This is a genomic window from Stenotrophomonas maltophilia (genome assembly GCF_039555535.1).
Lineage (GTDB): Bacteria > Pseudomonadota > Gammaproteobacteria > Xanthomonadales > Xanthomonadaceae > Stenotrophomonas > Stenotrophomonas maltophilia_Q.
The window spans coordinates 671,302-688,583 of sequence record NZ_CP154630.1 but is presented as its reverse complement, the minus strand read 5'-3'; the positions used below and the strand labels follow the sequence as shown (position 1 = coordinate 688,583).

The 17,282-nt window shown below is 67.3% G+C and carries 17 protein-coding genes; 1 reads left to right on the top strand and 16 read right to left on the bottom strand.

The features are described 5' to 3' along the window. Window positions 1–36 precede the first annotated feature (36 nt). The 4 genes from AASM09_RS03055 to AASM09_RS03040 form a co-directional block, all read right to left on the bottom strand. Complete coding sequence (locus AASM09_RS03055; protein WP_049429480.1) at window positions 37–1,074, bottom strand: fimbrial protein; 1,038 nt, start codon at window positions 1,072–1,074, stop codon at window positions 37–39. Then, a complete protein-coding gene (locus AASM09_RS03050; protein WP_049429479.1) occupies window positions 1,065–3,629 on the bottom strand; it encodes a fimbria/pilus outer membrane usher protein in 2,565 nt (854 codons plus the stop codon). Before AASM09_RS03050 ends, AASM09_RS03055 begins: the two co-directional genes overlap by 10 nt. A 92-nt stretch (window positions 3,630–3,721) precedes the next feature. Next, window positions 3,722–4,450 (bottom strand): fimbrial biogenesis chaperone, encoded by a 729-nt coding sequence (locus AASM09_RS03045; RefSeq protein WP_049429478.1) that lies wholly within the window; start codon window positions 4,448–4,450, stop codon window positions 3,722–3,724. An 85-nt stretch (window positions 4,451–4,535) separates the two neighbouring features. After that, window positions 4,536–5,075, bottom strand: a complete 540-nt coding sequence (locus tag AASM09_RS03040; protein WP_033834853.1) for a fimbrial protein — start codon at window positions 5,073–5,075, stop codon at window positions 4,536–4,538. Window positions 5,076–5,532: 457 nt separating this feature from the next. On the opposite strand from AASM09_RS03040, the gene AASM09_RS03035 reads away from it, so the two are divergent. Beyond that, window positions 5,533–5,898 (top strand): hypothetical protein, encoded by a 366-nt coding sequence (locus AASM09_RS03035; protein WP_033834854.1) that lies wholly within the window; start codon window positions 5,533–5,535, stop codon window positions 5,896–5,898. A 22-nt stretch (window positions 5,899–5,920) separates the two neighbouring features. Here AASM09_RS03035 and pncB read toward each other — a convergent pair whose 3' ends face one another. From pncB to gspG, 12 genes are all read right to left on the bottom strand, one after another. Then, window positions 5,921–7,102 carry a nicotinate phosphoribosyltransferase gene (gene pncB, locus AASM09_RS03030; RefSeq protein WP_049429477.1) on the bottom strand — a complete coding sequence of 394 codons (1,182 nt, stop codon included), beginning with the start codon at window positions 7,100–7,102 and terminating at the stop codon, window positions 5,921–5,923. Between the two features lie 177 nt (window positions 7,103–7,279). Continuing rightward, the gene (locus AASM09_RS03025; protein ID WP_049429476.1) at window positions 7,280–8,119 is read right to left on the bottom strand and encodes a glycosyltransferase family 2 protein; all 840 of its coding nucleotides are present in this window, start codon (window positions 8,117–8,119) and stop codon (window positions 7,280–7,282) included. Beyond that, the gene (locus AASM09_RS03020) at window positions 8,116–8,967 is read right to left on the bottom strand and encodes a glycosyltransferase family 2 protein (protein ID WP_049429475.1); all 852 of its coding nucleotides are present in this window, start codon (window positions 8,965–8,967) and stop codon (window positions 8,116–8,118) included. The genes AASM09_RS03025 and AASM09_RS03020 overlap by 4 nt, the downstream gene beginning before the upstream one ends. Before the next feature lie 617 nt (window positions 8,968–9,584). Continuing rightward, the gene (gene gspD / locus AASM09_RS03015; RefSeq protein ID WP_049428809.1) at window positions 9,585–11,786 is read right to left on the bottom strand and encodes a type II secretion system secretin GspD; all 2,202 of its coding nucleotides are present in this window, start codon (window positions 11,784–11,786) and stop codon (window positions 9,585–9,587) included. 9 nt (window positions 11,787–11,795) lie between these two features. Further along, window positions 11,796–12,590, bottom strand: coding sequence for a hypothetical protein (locus tag AASM09_RS03010; protein ID WP_049428808.1), 795 nt, complete (start codon window positions 12,588–12,590; stop codon window positions 11,796–11,798). Then, entirely contained in the window at window positions 12,580–13,293 is a 714-nt protein-coding gene (gene gspM / locus AASM09_RS03005; RefSeq protein ID WP_049428806.1) for a type II secretion system protein GspM, read from the bottom strand. The genes AASM09_RS03010 and gspM overlap by 11 nt, the downstream gene beginning before the upstream one ends. Further along, window positions 13,268–14,413, bottom strand: coding sequence for a PilN domain-containing protein (locus AASM09_RS03000; protein WP_049428804.1), 1,146 nt, complete (start codon window positions 14,411–14,413; stop codon window positions 13,268–13,270). The genes gspM and AASM09_RS03000 overlap by 26 nt, the downstream gene beginning before the upstream one ends. Beyond that, the gene (locus tag AASM09_RS02995; protein ID WP_049428803.1) at window positions 14,410–15,273 is read right to left on the bottom strand and encodes a general secretion pathway protein GspK; all 864 of its coding nucleotides are present in this window, start codon (window positions 15,271–15,273) and stop codon (window positions 14,410–14,412) included. The genes AASM09_RS03000 and AASM09_RS02995 overlap by 4 nt, the downstream gene beginning before the upstream one ends. After that, window positions 15,270–15,902 (bottom strand): type II secretion system protein J, encoded by a 633-nt coding sequence (locus AASM09_RS02990; RefSeq protein ID WP_049428801.1) that lies wholly within the window; start codon window positions 15,900–15,902, stop codon window positions 15,270–15,272. Before AASM09_RS02990 ends, AASM09_RS02995 begins: the two co-directional genes overlap by 4 nt. After that, window positions 15,899–16,324 (bottom strand): type II secretion system protein XpsI, encoded by a 426-nt coding sequence (gene xpsI, locus AASM09_RS02985; protein ID WP_049428798.1) that lies wholly within the window; start codon window positions 16,322–16,324, stop codon window positions 15,899–15,901. Before xpsI ends, AASM09_RS02990 begins: the two co-directional genes overlap by 4 nt. After that, window positions 16,321–16,815, bottom strand: a complete 495-nt coding sequence (xpsH, locus tag AASM09_RS02980) for a type II secretion system protein XpsH (protein ID WP_049428797.1) — start codon at window positions 16,813–16,815, stop codon at window positions 16,321–16,323. Before xpsH ends, xpsI begins: the two co-directional genes overlap by 4 nt. A 6-nt stretch (window positions 16,816–16,821) precedes the next feature. Then, entirely contained in the window at window positions 16,822–17,265 is a 444-nt protein-coding gene (gene gspG / locus AASM09_RS02975; protein ID WP_049428795.1) for a type II secretion system major pseudopilin GspG, read from the bottom strand. Window positions 17,266–17,282 lie beyond the last annotated feature (17 nt).

Here is a 17,282-nt window from a genome sequence, read left to right as displayed (position 1 = left end):
ACGTGAGGCTCGAAACTCAGCAATGGAAAGCGCGTACTACTCGTACTGGATCGTGAACGTCGCCTGCCCGTTGGCGGTGCCGGCACCGACGGTGCCGGCCTGGGTCTGCACATAGCGGGCCCGCAGCGGCAGGCTCATGACACTGGTACCGGTGGTGGTGGTGCCGACACTGATGGTCTGGCCGAAGCGCACTTCGCGCTCGCTGCTGCCGTCGCGCTGGACCATCTGGATGCCGATGCGGGTAGCGCTGTTGGTGGCTGCGCTCAGCTTCAGCACGCCGGGCATGTTCGAGCTGTCCTGATCGGCATCCAGGCGGATGCCGATCTTGCTCTGGTATGCGGCCACGTTGCTGCCCTGGCAGTTCAGGCGGATCTCGAAGTCACGGTCGACCGCGCGCGAGCCGACGCCGGTGAAGGTGGTGTTGGCCACGCTGCCGAAATCGACCGCGATGTTGCGGCTGCCGGCCTGCACTTCGCAGGTCGGGCTGACCACGGTGGTGCCCGAGCCCCTGAAGGTCGAGGTCAGTACCGGGCGGCTGGGACCATCACCATCGAAGTAATAGGTGGTGAAGCGGCCATTGGGTGCGATCACCCCCGAACCGGTCTGCGTGGCGGTCTTGATCAGCTGGATGCGGAACTGGCCACCGATCAGCGAGATGGTGGAGTTGGCACCGAAGTTGATGGAATGCGGGTAGTAGGTCTGGATCGCGCCGGAGTCGCGGAACAGTCGAATACCTACGCCAGCGACACCGGTCTCGTAGACGTTGGCAAAGCCGGCCACTGGCCGCTTCTGCGGGGCATTGACATACTCGCCGGTCGAGCTGCCGCCATACCAATAGTCGCAGCGGGCGACGCTGTTCTGCTGGTTGATCGGCACGCTGATTTCCTTGATCACGCCACCCACCGGGGTGCTGGGCAGGATCACGATCTGCCCCATGTCCATCTGCACGTCCTGCGCAACGAAACCATTGATCTGGATGCGGCAGGCTGCGCTGGCCTGCTGCGCCAGCAGAACACCGCCCAGCAGCGCCATTGCAGCCAGCACCTTGCGGCCACGGGAAGAAATCATCGGCATGCTGCCTCCAGCGGGATGAAGCCGGTCTTGGACGCATCGGCGTCCGCCGGAACCTGGTAATCGACGGTGCAGCGCTGATCGGCGCCCGCGCCCCACTCCACCAGCAGGCGGCCCTGGTTCTTTTCACTGCGCACGTACAGGCGGCCGCCCTGGCTGACCATGCCCACCGGCTGGCCCTGCTCGTCCTTGACCTGTGCACCGAACGGCATGCTGCGGCCATCGGGGTTGCGTACCTGGATCAGCAGCGCGTTGCCCTTGCGGGTATCAAAGCGCAGGTAGCTGATGGCACCGGCGAACGGTGCGATCGCCTGGCTGGTGCTCTCCAGTTCGACGTCGTGGGCCATGCCCTGCGGGTCGAGGGTGACGGTGTTGAGGCGGTACGGCGACACGTACGGGACCACCGCGTAGCCGCGGCCATCGACACGCAGGCCCGGGGCGTTGCTGACGATGGCATCGCGTGCGCCCGGCGCTTCCACCAGCACCATGGTGTCGCCACGCTGCGGGGTGAAGGTGAAGCCGCCTGGATGCACGACCACGCTGCCGTTGGCACCGACCGAGGCCTGGCGGAAATCACGCGAGTGGCTGTAGGTGGCGTTCAATGCCGAATAGCGGCTGCGGTATTCGACGTTGCCGACTGCGGTGGTGCCGCCTTCGCGCGAGTCGGACAGGGCGGCGCCATAGCTGAAGTTGTTGTCGACGCCGGCCGAACCGGTGATGCCGACGCGGCTGTTGTCGTAGCCACCGCGATCGCGCACGCCGAGGTCGGCGCTGAACGATACCGGGTGGGTACCACGGCCCAGCGGCACGCTCATCGACAGCAGGTACTGGGTATCGGAACGGCCCAGAACGCCCTCTTCGGTACGCAGCGCAGAGAAGCCATAGTTCACTGAGCGCCAGGCGTTGTTGTAGCCGACCTGGTACTGCTTGGAGGTGCCGGGGCGATCGTAGAAGTCGCGCACCGAACCGGTCAGGTAGAGCGCGCCGCCGCGACGACCCAGCGGCTGGTTCAGCGTCACCTGGAACTGGCTGCGCTGGCGGCCGCGGGTGGTCGGATCGATGCCACGCTTGTCCGAATCACGACCGTACAGTGCGTCCTGCAGGCTGTAGAAGCCTTCAGTCGAATAGCGGTAGGCGGCCAGGGTCAGGTTGGTCCCGGTCTCGCCGATCATGTTGCTGTAGCTCAGGCGCACGCTGGCACCGGTGTGGTTGCCGTAGTGATCGAACGAGGTACGCGCATGGGTGACGTCGGCGGCGAACGCGCCGACCGGCGTGGACAGGCCAACGCCGTACAGCAGCGACAGGTAGCCGTCACTCAGTGCGCTGCCGCCGTACAGGGTCAGCTGGTTGCCGATACCACGCTGGTAGGTGCCCTGCACCAGCCACGGCTCATCGGCCAGCAGCTTGTTGCGCACCTGGCCGGCGGTCAGCGAGTAACGCGACACGCCTTCGCGCAGCATCTGCGGCACCGAACCGAACGGCACCTTGAACTCGCGGCGACGGCCATCGGCCTCTATCACGCTCACTTCCAGGTCGCCGCCATAGCCGGTCGGATAAAGATCGTCGATGACAAAGCTGCCCGGCGATACGGTCGAGGAATAGATCAGCTGCTGGTTCTGGCGCACTTCGATGCGCGCGTTGGTCTCGGCGATGCCGCGCACGACCGGCGCGTAACCGCGCAGCGAATCGGGCAGCATGCGGTCGTCGCTGGCCAGGCTGGCACCGCGGTAACCGATCGAGTCGAACAGCTCGCCGGTGGTGTAGGCCTCACCGATGGTGAGCATGCCGCGCACCTGCGGGATGCCGCGCTGGGCGTAGGTCGCGATGCTCTGCCAATGACGGCCGTCGCCCTCGGACCAGGTCAGGTTCGAATCGTGGCGGAACTGCCAGCCGCCCAGGTTGAGGCCAGCGTTGAGGCCCAGGTAGGCACTGCGGTTGCGCTGGCCGCCTTCGACGCGGCTGTCGCTGTCGATGGCATTGAAGCTGTAGCCGACGAAGCCGGCATTGATGCCACGGTCCCACAGTGCCGGGTTGACGTAGCCACGCGCCTCGCGGCGCAGGAACACCTGCGGGATGCTGAGGTCGTAGCGCAGGTTGCCGCTGTCGTAGACACCATAGGCATTGGCCATGCGCTGCTGGACCGGCACGCAGCTGGTCGTGTCGGTCGGCACGGACGGGTCCTGCTGCAGCAGCACAGCCTCGCTGTCCACGCCCATTTCTTCCAGCATCGGCAGCGGCAGGCAGGCGTCTACGCGGCCCTGCGCATCGGCCTTGAACTGCAGGTCGCGGCGGCCCTGCCAGGCTCCGTTGACATAGACGTCGACACGGTAGTTGCCGGCCACCATCGGGTTGCCGTTGCTGAAGGCCGCCAGATCGACCTGCTTGGCCTGGCCAGACAGGAAGCTGGAGTTGAACTGGGCCGACTCCGGGGCACGCGCATTGGCCGCACCACTCTGCGCCATCAGCGCCTGTTCGCCGAGATTGGCCGGAGCAGCCAGCGCCCATCCTGGGCAGGCCACGCCAGCAACCAGCAGGCAAAGCGCCTGATGGATCGACAATGTCAATCTGTTTCCGATCACACTGACATTCCTTCAGTTCGCCGCACGGCGGCGGTGGCGGGATGCGCGGGCCGTGGGCCAGCGCGGCGCGTTCAGCCCCCGGTGCTGCCGAGGCGGATCGTGTGTTCCACCCGGCCGCCGTAGTCGTTGATGGTGATGAAGCGGACCTGGCTGGTGCCCGCCGGTGCGGCAAACTCCAGGCTCTGCTTCGGTGCAACCATTGCGCCCTTGTCCTCGACGGCCTTTTCGGTGCCGCCGGTCACGGCGTGCACTTCAGCCAGGGTGACGTGGAAGGGGCTCGGGTTTTCCACCCGCAGGCGATCGCCGGCGAGCGTCCAGCGCAGCGCTGCCGGCGCGTCGTTGGCGACGCCCTTCAGGCCCTGCGGCCGGTAGAAAAGCTTCAGGCGCGAACGGAACGCAACCTGCAGGTAGTTCTGGTCGCCACTGTCGGCGTTGTCCGGCGACGGCGGAACGTCCAGCACGTTGAGCCAGAACACAGACTCGCGATCGGTCGGCAGCTGCGCGCCGGAGAAGATCACGCGCAGCGCTTGGCTGCGGCCCGGTTCAACGCGCGCGATCGGCGGCGTCAGTACGAACGGGGCGTCGCTGGTATCGGCGGTCTGGTTGGCGTCGCCACTGTCGATCCAGGCCTGGACCAGGGCGGGCGAGTCGCCGACGTTGTCGACCTGCACGGTGACTTCGCGCGCCTGCGCCGGATAGATCACCCGCGTGCCATTGACCACCACGCCGGCCAGTGCGTCCTGGCAGAAGGGCAGCGTGAACGCTGCCAGCAGCAGCGCCCGGGGAAAGAATGCTTTCATCGGAAGTACTACGCTCGAGGTATGGGGCCAGAGGCCGCGAGGCACTGGCCGGCGCGTACGCCGGCCAATGCGGGTACGGCTGCGATCAGTTGTAGATGATCGTGTACTTGACGCTGCTGGTGACGTCGCCCGGGGTGGCGGCGGCAGTGGCGTAGTACTCGGCGTAGTAGTTCAGGTCGGCCGAGCCGTCGGTGCCGACGGTGACCCACTGCGAGTTGGTCTGGGCCTGGCCAGCACCTGCAGCCTTGATCGGCAGGACCTGGTTGTTCGAGCCCAGCAGCTGCAGCTGCACGTTGGTGGCAGCGTTGGCCGAGGCCTGGTTCAGCAGGCGGCCGGTGTTGAAGTCAACGGTCGAACCCGGCTCGAAGTAGGTAGCGACGTTGCCGGCGCTGCACTTGGTCAGGTTGATCGCGAACGGGGTACGGCCCGCAACGTTGCCGGCGGCGGCCAGCGTGTTCTTCGACACGGTCGGCAGGTTGACGGCGAAGTCCTTGCCGCCCGGGGTCGAGATGGTGCAGGTCTTGTCGGTCACCTTGCCGGTGAAGGTGATGGTGCCGTCGGCGGCGTTGGCGGCCAGCGGAGCGGCGGCCAGCATCAGAGCGGCGATGAGGTTGATCTTGTGCATTCGCTTTTACCTAACCCTACTGAAGAGATGGAAGTAGAGGAGGAAGCAAGGAGCACTGCCGGGCGAACAAGACCCATCCTTGCGTCTCACCTGTGGCCGGATTCGGACATACGTTCCCCTGAATCCGTGACGCAAGTATATGCACAAGTGTGATGAAAGTCTCATTATTTTTCTGAACGTCAATTCATTGACGCTGCAAATGTGACGTGCTAGGCGAAATGATGACCTCAAAGGTGCGGGGATTTGACGGTCGCCGGATCAGGTCGGAAACGACCTTGGATGACGCTTCAGGTGGCGCGTTCGGCATGCACGGAAACAGGCCTTTTTCAGGTGGAAATCGGCTTCTTTGATGCGCATCACTCTTTCTTGGTGATGGGCCTAGCAGATTCGGAATCGTCCTATTAAAGGCTGATCGAAGCTGTCGCTAACTAGGACACACCGAACCAGAGAACGTGTCATGAGAACCTCCCTTCTGCTGTGCGTGGCCCTGATGTCCATCAGTGCCGTGGCCCAGGCCAGCAGCGGCAGCATCCGCTTCAGCGGCCGCATCGTCGAACCGGGCTGCACGACCAACCTGTCCCAGGGCGAGCTGAGCCTGGCGGCCTGCCCGCCGTCGGCCAAGGGCTCGACGGTGGCTGTGACGGCGCTGGCCGATGGCCAGGCCGCAACGCTGCGCGATGGCAAGCGCCAGGGGCAGAAGCTGTCGGTGTCGGCCAGCGCGATGCGCGCCGGCGATATCGCCTTCTCAGAGCGCTACAGCGTGCAGGCCTCGAAGCAGCAGCCGCTGCAGGGCGCCTACCTGGTCGTTGTCGACTACCTGTAAGCAGCACTGAAGGCCGGCGCGGTTACGCTGGCTGCGGCAGCTCGAAGACCTGGCGCAGGTAAGCCAGGTAACCCGGGTCGTCGCACATGCTCTTGCCCGGCGAATCGCTGAGCTTGGCCACCGGCTGGCCGTTGCAGCGAACCATCTTGATGACGATGTTGAGCGGCGTCGGACCCAGATCATTGGTCAGGTGGGTGCCGACGCCGAACGCGACCTGGCAGCGACCACGGAAGTAGTCGTACAGGCGCATGACCTTGGCGATGTCGAGCCCATCGCTGAACACCAGTACCTTGCTGCGCGGGTCGACCCGGCGCTGCTGGAAGTGCGCCAGCATGCGGTCGCCCCAGTCGAACGGATCGCCGGAGTCATGGCGGACACCGTCGAACAGCTTGCAGAAGTACATGTCGAAATCGCGCAGGAACGCGTCCAGGCCGACCACGTCGGACAGCGCGATCCCCAGGTCGCCGCGGTACTCGCGCGCCCACGACTCGAGTGCCGCCACCTGCGAATCACGCAGCCGCGGGCCCAGCGCCTGGAACGCCTGCAGGTACTCGTGCGCCATCGTGCCGTGCGGGGTCATGCCGTAGAGGCGGGCGAAGTGCACGTTGCTGGTGCCCACCAGCTGCGGGCCCAGCGCATCGCGCAGCAGCGGCAGCAGGCGCGCATGCCAGTCGCGCGAGTAACGCCGGCGGCTGCCGTAGTCGGCGATGCGACACTGTTCGAAACCGGGGGTATCGCGCAGCAGCGCGGCCTTGGCCTGCAGGCGGCGCTCGCCTTCGGCGAAGTCAGCCGTGGTGGTATTGCGGAACCAGACTTCGTTGATGATCGCCAGCAGCGGCACTTCGAACAGGATGGTGTGCAGCCACGGGCCGGTGATGTCCAGTTCGATCTCGCCGGGCACGGTTTTCGAGGCACGCAACTGGATGTACTTGCGGTCCAGGTGGAACAGACCGAGGAAATCGGCGAAGTCCGGCTTCACGAAGCGCAGGCCACGCATGTAGTCCAGTTCCGCGTCACTGAAGCGCAGGCTGCACAGGTGGTTGATCTCTTCGTCGATCTGGTCGATGTAACGGGCCAGGTCGATGCCGGGGGTGCGGCACTTGAACCGGTACTGCACCTGCGCGCCGGGGTGCTGGTGGAGCACCGCCTGCATCATGGTGAACTTGTACAGGTCGGTGTCGAGCAGGGACTGGATGATAGGCATGGGGCGGATTATGCGCCCGGACGGGTGAACCGGGGGCGCCGCCCGTGGATCCACACCCTGCATGGATGCCCCTATCCATGCAGCCGAGCGCGGGCTCGGCGCTACCGATCGGGCACCCCATCCACGCATGGCGTGGATCTACCGACGGATCTCGTGTGGCCGAGCGTGGGCTCGGCTCTACAGGGACCGGCGCAACAGGCGCGGCACCAGCATCACAGCGTGGGCCCAGATCGCGCACCACACCGCCACCCGCACCGGCAGCGAACGCTGCTTCGCTTCGAACTTCTGGAAATAGCGCCACAGGCCCTTGTGCTTGTGCCATTCAACGAAGAACGGTCGTGAGCGGCTGGAGACACCACGCACATGGGTGACCTGCAGGTCGTTGGCGATCGCCACCACCGCGCCAGCCTCACGTGCGCGCCGGCACAGGTCCAGGTCTTCGGCGTGCAGGCGGTAGCCAGCGTCCCAGCCACCGATGCGGTCGAACAGCGCACGCGGCATCATCAGCAGCGCACCGGACAGTGCCGGCACCCGCTGCAGCGGCTGCTGGGGGTCGCGCGGAACCGCCAGCTTCGAGCCTCTACCCGGCGAACGCAGCATCAACAGAAAATCCGGATCACGACGGCGCACCGCCTCGTCGGCATGGCCATGCTCGTCCAGCTGCTCGACACCCAGCAGGCAATCACCCAACCCTTCGGCACGGCTGCGCAGCTCGGCCAAGGTATCGGGCTCCACCATCAGGTCCGGGTTGATGAAGGCCAGCCACGGGCTGTGCGAATCGGCCACCCCCTGGTTGTTGGCAGCGGCGAAGCCGGGATTGTCAGGATTGCCGACAAAACGCACGCGGGGGTCGTGGCTGGCGTGCCGTTGCACGATATCCAGCGTGCCATCCAGCGAGCCGTTGTCGATCACCCGGATCTCGGCCACGTCCTGCGCCTGGCGCAGGCGCGAGAGGCAGGCATCGATGGTGCTGCCACTCTGGTAGGTGACGACGATGGCGGCGATGGCAGCATTCAAACGGGGGGCTCCGGTGCGGAAGGAACGAACAGGTCGCCCTGCTCCCTGGGCATTATCGCCTGCCGCATGCGCTGCTGCAGGTCGGCGCGCAGCCCGTGCAATGGATCGTGCATCAGGAAATCTGCCAGGCGCGGCACCCAGCCGGGCCAACGCGCAGCCAGCGCCTCAAGGTCGCCATCACGGCTGACCGCCTCGCCAGCCCGGCTGACAAAGGCGGTCTCGCACAGCACGTTGCGCCAGCCCAGGCCGGCCATGCGCAGGCTGAGGTCGACCAGGGCCGCGTTCCAGCCGGCGTAGCTGTCCACATCCAGGCCACCGGCGCGACGGCGTGCATTGCCACGCACCAGCACCGCATGGGTGACCGCCGATGGCAGTTCCGGGTGCAGCGTCGGCAGCCCGCTACAGACGTGAGCCAGCAGTTCTGCGTCATCGGGCTCGGGATTGATCTCGCCCAAGCGCGGCCAGGCCGCAGTTTCACCCGCGTTGCACCACGGGGTTGCAGTGGCGATCGCGGCGTCGCGGGCAAAGGCATCCTGCAGCTGCTGCAGCCAACCGGGTGCCGGCACACTGTCCGGGGCCAGCACGACCACGTCCATGCCATCGCAGGCGCGCAGCATCTCGTCCAGATGCGCCACTTCCCCCAGCGGCCGCGCGCGGCGGGTGTATTCGGCCTGCAGTGGCGTATGCGCCAACCAGTGTTCCACCACCGCCTGCGCACGCGGACCGGTCTGCGCATCGTCGGCCAACCAGACCGCGGTGCCCGGCGCGGTGCCGGCATCCAGTGCAGCCAGGCAGCGGTCGAGCGCGGCATCGTCCACGCACAGCGGCAACAACACGATCGCCCCCATCCCGCCTCCGTGGTTGTCGGTGGCCACAGCCTAGCACTGGGAGGGTATCGGCCGGGTTGCACCCGGCACCCGCTTCAGGCCGGGGTCGGAGCAACAGCAACAGCCGAAGCAGAAGCTGGGTTCCTTGGAGTTGGCGGGGTGGGTCCGGTTGCGGGGGACGCCGTAAATACGTCCCTGTAGGCTCGGTCGCGCCATCCATGGCGCTCACGCCCCCGCAACCGGACCCACCCCGCCTTCGACAGATTTCTGCGATCTGCCGGAATGGCTCCTGGGGGTCAGATCCGTTTTCCTTCGGAAAACGGATCTGACCCCATTTCCTGATTTCGAAATCTGACAGACAGTCATCCACGCATGGCGTGGATCTACCGTGTCGACCAAGGTCGACACCTACCAACAGCCACGGGAATCTGTCAGAGGCGGGGCGGTGTGGGTTGGCAGGACCGTTGGCGCCATGGATGGCGCCATCGAGCCCCCTGGGACGGGTTTACGGCGTGTCCTGCCAACCCACACCGCCCCGCCATCCCTCAGTAAAACCCGCTGTTGCTGTTGCTGTTGCTGTTGCTGTTGCTCCAGCTCCGGCCTCTGCGGGTGCCGGGCGCAGCCCGGCCATAAACCCCTTACTTCTTCGCGCGCGGCTGGTTCAGCGGTTCCATCGCGCGGAAGCGCTGGCTGTACTCGTCGGTCAGCGTGCGTGCTTCCTGCCCGTTGCGCACGATGCTCGGGGTCAGCAGTACGATCACTTCCGAACGACGGCTGGTGCGCGTCTTCTGCCCGAACAGGGCGCCCACCACCGGAATCCGGCTCAGGCCGGGAATGCCGCTGCTGCCATCGGTCGCCGAATCGGTGATCAGGCCGGCCAGCATGATGGTGTCGCCGCTCTGCACCGCCGCTTCGGTCGACAGCTTCTTGGTGGAGATGCGCGGGTTGCAGTTGCGCTCGGTCGGGTTGCAGTTCTCCGGCACCTCGGAGGCGCTGCTCACTTCCTGCACGATGTCCAGGAACACCGTGCCGTCGCGGGTCACGCGCGGGCGCACCTTCAGGATCACGCCAGTATCGATGTACTGCACGGAGCTGTAGGTACCAGTGCCCAGGCCGGTGTTCACCGTGGTGGTGTTGATCGGTACCTTGTCACCCACGTTGAGTGTGGCCTCCGCGTTGTTGCGCACGAACACCGAGGGAGTCTGCAGCAGGCGTACGTCGGTGACCTTGTCCAGCGCGCTCACCACCGCCGCGCCGTTGTGGCCGGTGAACGCCCAGCCCAGGCCTTCGCCACCGGTCACTGCACCGGCGAAGCTGCTCCAGGAACCGCCAGCGGCGGCAGGCAGGGTCACGCCGCCCAGGGCGCCGGTCAGCTTCTGCCCGAGCACGGCATTGTCGAAGAACCAGTTGACGCCGTACTTCAGGTCTCCGGTCAGCGCGACTTCGGCCACCTGCGCTTCGATGTGCACCTGCAACGGCATCACATCCAGCTTCTCGATCACTTCCCGGATCGAGCGCCAGGCCTGCGGGGTCGAGCGCACCAGCAGGGTGTTGGTTTCCTCCACCGCCGACACGCCCACGCGGTCGCCTTCCACTTCCAGGCTGACGCTGACGTTGCCGGACTGGCGCTGCGGCAGGTTCATGCTGCCGCTGTTGCCGCTGCCGGAGCTGCTGCCCGGGGTCGAACCGAAGCTGCTGCTGTTGTTGCTGTCCATGCCGCGCTCGCCGTCGCTGCCCAGCTGCGATGGAATCGCGCCGGGCGCCAGCGATGCGGGGCTGGAGCCGCCACGATTGCCGCTGCTGGCGAAGGCTTCGCTGAGGCGCTCGGCCAGGTCGCGCGCCTTGATGTAACGCAGCTCGTAGGAGAACAGGCGGGCGCTGCCACCGGCGGTATCGATACGGTCCAGCCACTGCTGGATCTGGTCCAGGTAACGCACCTGCGGGGTGATCACCAGCACCGCGTTGGCGTTTTCCAGCGGCAGGAAACGGAACATGCCGGCGCTGGGGGTCTTGCTCTCCTCGCCGAACACCTTCTCCAGATCGGCAGCGACCTGCTCGGCCTTGCCCGACTGGATCGGGAACACGCCCACCGACATGCCCGACAGCCAGTCGACGTCGAAGATCTCGACGGTGCGCATGTAGTTTTCCAGCTCGGCGCGGGTGCCACCGAGGGTGATCACGTTGCGGCCACTGTCGACGTTGACGATGGCGTTGGGCCGCGCATACGGCTCCAGCACCTTCTTCATTTCCGTGGCGGAGATGAACTGCAGCGGGATCACCCGCACTTCGAAGCCACGTGCGCTGGCCGCCGGTGCGGTACTCGGCGCGACGGTGCCGGCCAGGGCCTGGTCGGCGGCGACGATGTTGTAGCGGCCGCCGCTGTAGACCATGCGGGCGTTGTTCCAGCCCAGCACCATTTCCAGCAGGTTCAACGCCTGTGCCGGCGACACCGGCTTGGGCGTGGCCAGGGTGACCGTTCCCTGCACGCCCGGTGCGATCACGTAGTTCTGGCCCAGCATGTCACCCAGGATGGCTTTGACCACCGCATGCACAGACTCGCCTTCGAAGTTGAAGGTGGCCTCGCCAGTGCTGGCGCCATGCAACGCCGGTGCCGGTGCGCGTGCGGCTTCGCGGTTGATCATGGTACCGGTACCGCGGCGGATCACGGCCTGTGGAGCCCCCTGGGCGTCACGGGCGGCATCGGCGGCGACCTCGGCCGCCTGGCCGGCCTCGGCAGTGGGCGACAGGTTGCCCTTGCGTTGCACATGCGGCGCGGACACGGTGCTGCAGCCAACCAGCAGCGCGAGGGCAAAGGACCAGGGAAGAAAACGCAGGCTCATGCATTCACTCTATCGGTTGGTGCCATCGCCCGGGGGCGGCGACGGTTGTTGCTGCTGTTGTTGCTGCAGCTGGCGGCGACGGGCCTGGATGCGTTCGCGGATGGCCTGCATCTGCGCTTCGCTGGGGCCGTTGTTGTTGGCAGGCGGTGCCGCGGCGGCGGCTGGTGGCACGCTGCTGGCGGGCTGCGGCTGCGCGGTTGCGGTTGCAGCAGCCGGAGGTGGGGATGGCATCGGCGGTGCGCCCGCCGGCGGCGGCACAACGACCGCACCCGCCGGCGGCGCGCCATTGGCACCCCGCAGTACGGTGGGTGGCTCGCCGCCCTGGCCGTTGAACACGGCCAGTTCCAGCACCTGGCTGCCACTTGGGCCGATCACCGTGGCCTGGCGCGGCGCCAGCCCCACCAGTTGCCAGCCGTCCACCGCTTCGCCATTGAGGCGCAGCCGCAGCGAACGATTCTGTTCGGTGGTGAAGGTGGCCATGCCGAAGTCCCCGGTCAGCAGCACGCCGGTCAAGCGCAGCGCGGCGCTGGCGGCAGGCTCGCTTCCACCGAGCAGGTAGGGCTTCGGCGTGCGGTCCTCAGCGAAAAGTGGACGCTCACCGATCGCGCTGTAGCTGTCGGCGCTGGGCATGCGTTCTGCGGCCAACGGCGGCAGCACCGGCAGCAAAGGCGCCGCATCGGCATCGCCGTCTGCAACGGGTAGCTGGCTGCCCAGACCGAAGCCGGTGGCCAACCAGACCGCCGCGGCCCAACCCGCCAGGGCCAGCAGGAAACCGGTGCGCAGGCTGATCTGCTCAAGTTTCATCAGCCACCTCCTGTCCCTCGGCCGGCGCAGCCGGTGCGGGGGCGGGGGCCGCCGAAGGCGGCTGCGGCGCGGACACCGGTTCGGCGGCAGGTGCCGGGGCACTGCCATCGGCAGCAGCGCCCGGCAGCAGGTAGCCCGCCAGCTCGAACGACACATCCAGGCCAAGCCCGGATTCATTCGGCGACTGCTGGAAGCGCTGCGCGATCAGGTTGAGATTGTCGACGAACAAGCGCGGGCTGCCGGTTTCCAGGCTGTGCAGCACCGTGGCCAGCTCGGCCACGCCACAGCGCAGGCGCACCTGCATGGCCACGCGCACGAACTCGGCGTCCCGGCGGTTGTCGGTGAGCGGCGTGCGGTTGCTGATGGTGCAGCTGCGGTTGCCCGGGCTGGCCATCGCCACCGCATCCTGCAGCTTGGCGCCAAGCGCAGCGGCAGCCGCTTCGGCGGTCGCTTCGCGCAGGAAGCCCGGCCGTTGCTGCAGGGCTTCCCGGGTGGCGCGCAGGCGCTGCTCGATCTGCGGCTTCTGCTGCAACTGTGCCTGCACCCGCGATTCGCGCTCGCGCAGTGCGGCCACATCGGCATCGATCTCGCGCAGCGGCTGGGTGAACCACGGGTGCACCAGCAGCAGATAGGCCAGGCCCAGCACTGCCAGCAGCAGTGCCAGTGCCAGCCAGCGGTCACGGCGTGCGCTTGGCATCGGCATCGGCCGCCTCCCGGGTCGGGGCCGCCGTCGGCAACGGCTGCAGTTCAGCGGTCAGGGTGAAGCGGTCGCGGCCGCTGGCGGCACCATCGGCCTGCAGCACGCCGGTCAGGTTCACCTTGCGCCACTGCGGCGCATCCTGCAGCAGCTGCACCAGCTGCGATGCCTCGCGGCTGAGCCCGATCAGCTGCAGGTTGTTGTTCTCGATGGCCAGTTTTTCCAGGTACGTCCCCTCCGGCAGGCGCCGGGTCAGTTCGTTCCAGATCTCCACCGTACCGGCGCGCTGGCCGCGCTGCTTTTCCAGGAACGCAGCACCGTCGATCAGCGCCTGCAGCTGCGCACGTTCGCTGGCCACGCCACGCGCACTGCGCGCGCTGCGCTCCACCTGGGCCCGCAGTTCGTCAGCTGCCGCGCGGCGGTTGTCGAGCAGCTGCAGGCCAGCCAGCACCAGCATCACCACCGCGGCCACCGCCAGCAGAAGGTTCCAGCGCCGCATCGGGTCGGCCTGCTGCTGACGCTGCGCGGGCGGCAGCAGGTTCACCTGCAGGATGTTGCCCTGCGCATCGATGGCATCGACACCGGACAGTACATCGGCCCATTGGCCCACATTGCTGCGCCAGGCCTCGAGCTGCCGCAACGGCCAAGCCACCAGTTCGACCTGCAGCTGGCCCTCGCCTGCCGCGCCACGTTCACGCACGTCATAGCTGACCTGGCTGGATTCGAACGGCGTCTGCCGGTCGATCTCGAAGCCGACCACCGCACGCAGGCGGTCAGCCGCCGCCACTGGCAGGCGCAGCTGCCGGCGCAGCACATCGGCGGCCGGCAGCAGCCACACCCGCGGCAAGCTGCGCAGGCGGGCTTCCAGCACGCGATCCAGTTCGGCCGGGGACAGCGGCCACGGCAGCCGTACCACCGGCTCGCGGCGCTCACCGGCCTCGCGCCAGACCTGGAGCTGGTCGCCTTCACGCTGCAGCAGCAGGCGTGCCTGCGCCCAGCCCAGCGCCCACTGCCAACGGGCCGGCACCCACGCCAGCAACGATTGCCGCCACCAGCGCAGGAAACGGCCGACGCCCGGGCCGATCCGGCCCTGTACCTGCCGCACACTGTCCTGCCAAGCCGTCATCTTGCTGTCATTCCCTGCTCCCAGCGAAGCACTGTGTAGGACCGCCCGGGAACCCCGCCCGAGCCATTGCGTACCACCGCCTGCAACACCGACCGGCGTCCACTGCCGTCGGTGACACGGGACTCGATACTATAGGTGCCACTGCTGCTGGCAAGGGTTGACGCACCCGCAGCGGAATCGGCATCACGCTCCTGCTGGGCACGCTGGGCCAGCACGGTATCGGCGTCCAGGCCCAATGCGGTCAACACCACCGCACTGGCGAACTGCGGATCCGGCCGCGCCTGGCGGCTGTACAGGGTCAGGTGCGGCAGCATCTTCTGATACAACGGCCCACGCATGCCGAGCACCCGCTGCAGCTCGCCAAGGGTCTCGAAACGCTTGTTGCGAGGGCCATAGGGCAGGCCTGCCGCAGCATAGTCGGGCGCTTCGGCACCACCGCCGGGCTGCAGCAGGCTGTCCTCGTCACGCCAGTCGACGATCGCGCCGGCCAGCTGGCGGGCCTGCATTTCGTCTTCACCCAGCGCCTTGAGGAAGGCGCTCAGCAGGGCCACGTCGGCCAGGTTCAGGTTGATCTTGCCGTTCTCGTCCAGCACCTTGATCTCGATGCTGGCGTCATCGAACTGCCAGCGATAGGCACGGCCATCGGCGCGCCAGGGCGCTCGCTGCGGATCGGCGGACAGGCGCGTCAGCGCGTACTCCAGTCCCGCCCGTGCACGCTCCTGGCCACGCGCATCATCGTCCAGCACCCGCTGCTGCAGATGCTCGACCCGCGCGCTCAACGCGAACGCCCCCACCAGCGCCGTCATCAGCGCGATCAGCCACAGCACCAGCACCAGTGCCGCGCCGCGTTCCCGGTTCACCGTGCACCTCCACTGCCGCCCGCGCGCGGAGCGACCACCAGTGCAGGCCAGGGGGCGCCCTTGGCGGGCACGATCTGGATCTCCACCAGCATCGGCAGGCGCCGGGTATCGTCCCAGCGCGGCATCCAGTCGGTGACCTGGCCGGTGCTGGCATCGATGCCGCGGTAGCGCAGCTGTACCGATTTGAGGTTCTCCACCAGCACCTCCGGCGGGCGCGGCGGATTCTCGGCAATGCGCTCGCCTTCCTGCAGCAGCACCAGGTCCAGCAGCAGGCGCTGCTGGCCGCTGCGGCCGTCCACCTGCAATGCATGCAGGTACGCCCCACCGCGGCCGAGATAACCGGGTAGATCAGCCGCGAACAGCATGCGTTGTTCTTCGCCCTGGAAGAAGATCGGTTCGCGGGTGGGATCAGGCACTTCCAGCGGCGTGCGCAGCGCACCCGCCAGTTGTCGCCGCAGCAAGGTCTCAACCGCACGCATGCGTTCGCTCTCGGCGGCAATCTGCTCGCCACGCTGGCTCACCGCCATCGCCGAGCGCACGCTGGCGAACGCCAACGCCAGGCCACCGGCCAACAGCACCGTGGCCAGCATCACTTCCACCAGGGTGAAGCCTGCGGCGCGTCGCTTCATCGCGCGCTCTCCAGGTCCGGTGGCAGCAGGCGCAGGCTGCGCCAGCGCAGTTGTTCGCGTTCGCTGTCGCCCCAGCGCACCTGAAGCTGCAGCTCGGCCAGCCAGGGAGCCCCCGGCGATTGCGCCTGTACCTGTGCCACGTTGCCGGCACGCGGCTCGACCCATGGTTGCACCTGCAGCTCCCAATGGTATCGGCCCTGTTCCCAGTCGCCCTGCTGGCTGCCGACCTGCAATGGCGAGGCGACACCGGCTTCGGCCAGCAACGACTGCGCATGCAGCACCGCACGCGTGCGCAGCTCGGCCTCGCGGACCTGTTTCGCGCCACCTGACAGGCTGCCCAGCAGCAGTGTCAGCGCAAGGCCCAGCAGGGCGAAGGCGATGATCACTTCCAGCAGGGTGAAACCACGCGCCCGCCGCTTCATGGCGCCTGCCACGGGCCGGAGCGGACCTCGCCGGTCAACCAGCCGACATCGATGCGCCATTCGGCGCCCTCACGCTGCAGCCGGATGCGGCCACCACTGGAGCCACCATCGGGATGGAACTCGATCACGCCCTGCCCCGGTGCGGTGGCCAGCTGCGCGGCGCCTTCGAACTGCACCTGCAGCTGCGCCGGGACGTCGCCCTGGCGCTGGTTCGCACCTTGCCAGTGGCGACGCGCCGGTTCGATCACGAAGCGCTGCGGTTCACCGCGCGCGATGGCCTGGGCGCGCACCATGCGCAGCTGGTTGGCGATGTCCTTGCCGGCGCTGCGCAGCTGCATGCCGGCAAAGCCGCGCGACAGACCCGCGGCGGTGATCAGGCCGATCGCGGCGATCAGCGCGATCACCAGCAGCATTTCCAGCAACGACAGGCCCGCTGCGCGCCTGTCGTGCAGGCGCGGGCGAGGCAGCCGGCGCGGCAGGAAATGCGTCATGCCCGGTTACGGCTGGTAGCGGATGTCAGCGTCGACACTGCTGCCACCGGCCTTGCCGTCCTTGCCCAGGCTGATCAGTTCATACGGCTGGCCTTCGCCCGGCGCGCGGTACTCCAGCGCGTGGCCCCACGGGTCATTCAGGTCGGCCGGCTTGGCGTACGGGCCCAGCCAGCCGCCGACACCGGCCGGTGCGGTCACCAGATCGTTGAGCGAGCCCGGCAGCTTGCCGGTATCGATCTGGTAGTTGTCGACCTTGGAGGCAACGGTCTGCACCTGGGCCTTGGCGATGTTCGCCTTGCCACGATCGGCGCCGCCCAGCACGCGGCTGGCGACCAGGGTCAGCACCGCGCCGATCAGCACGATGACGATGATGATCTCCAGCAGGCTCATGCCCGACTGGCTGCGCGCGGCGGTGAAGGAAAGGCGGATCGGTCGACGGGAAGCAATCATGGTCGGTCCTTTCAGTT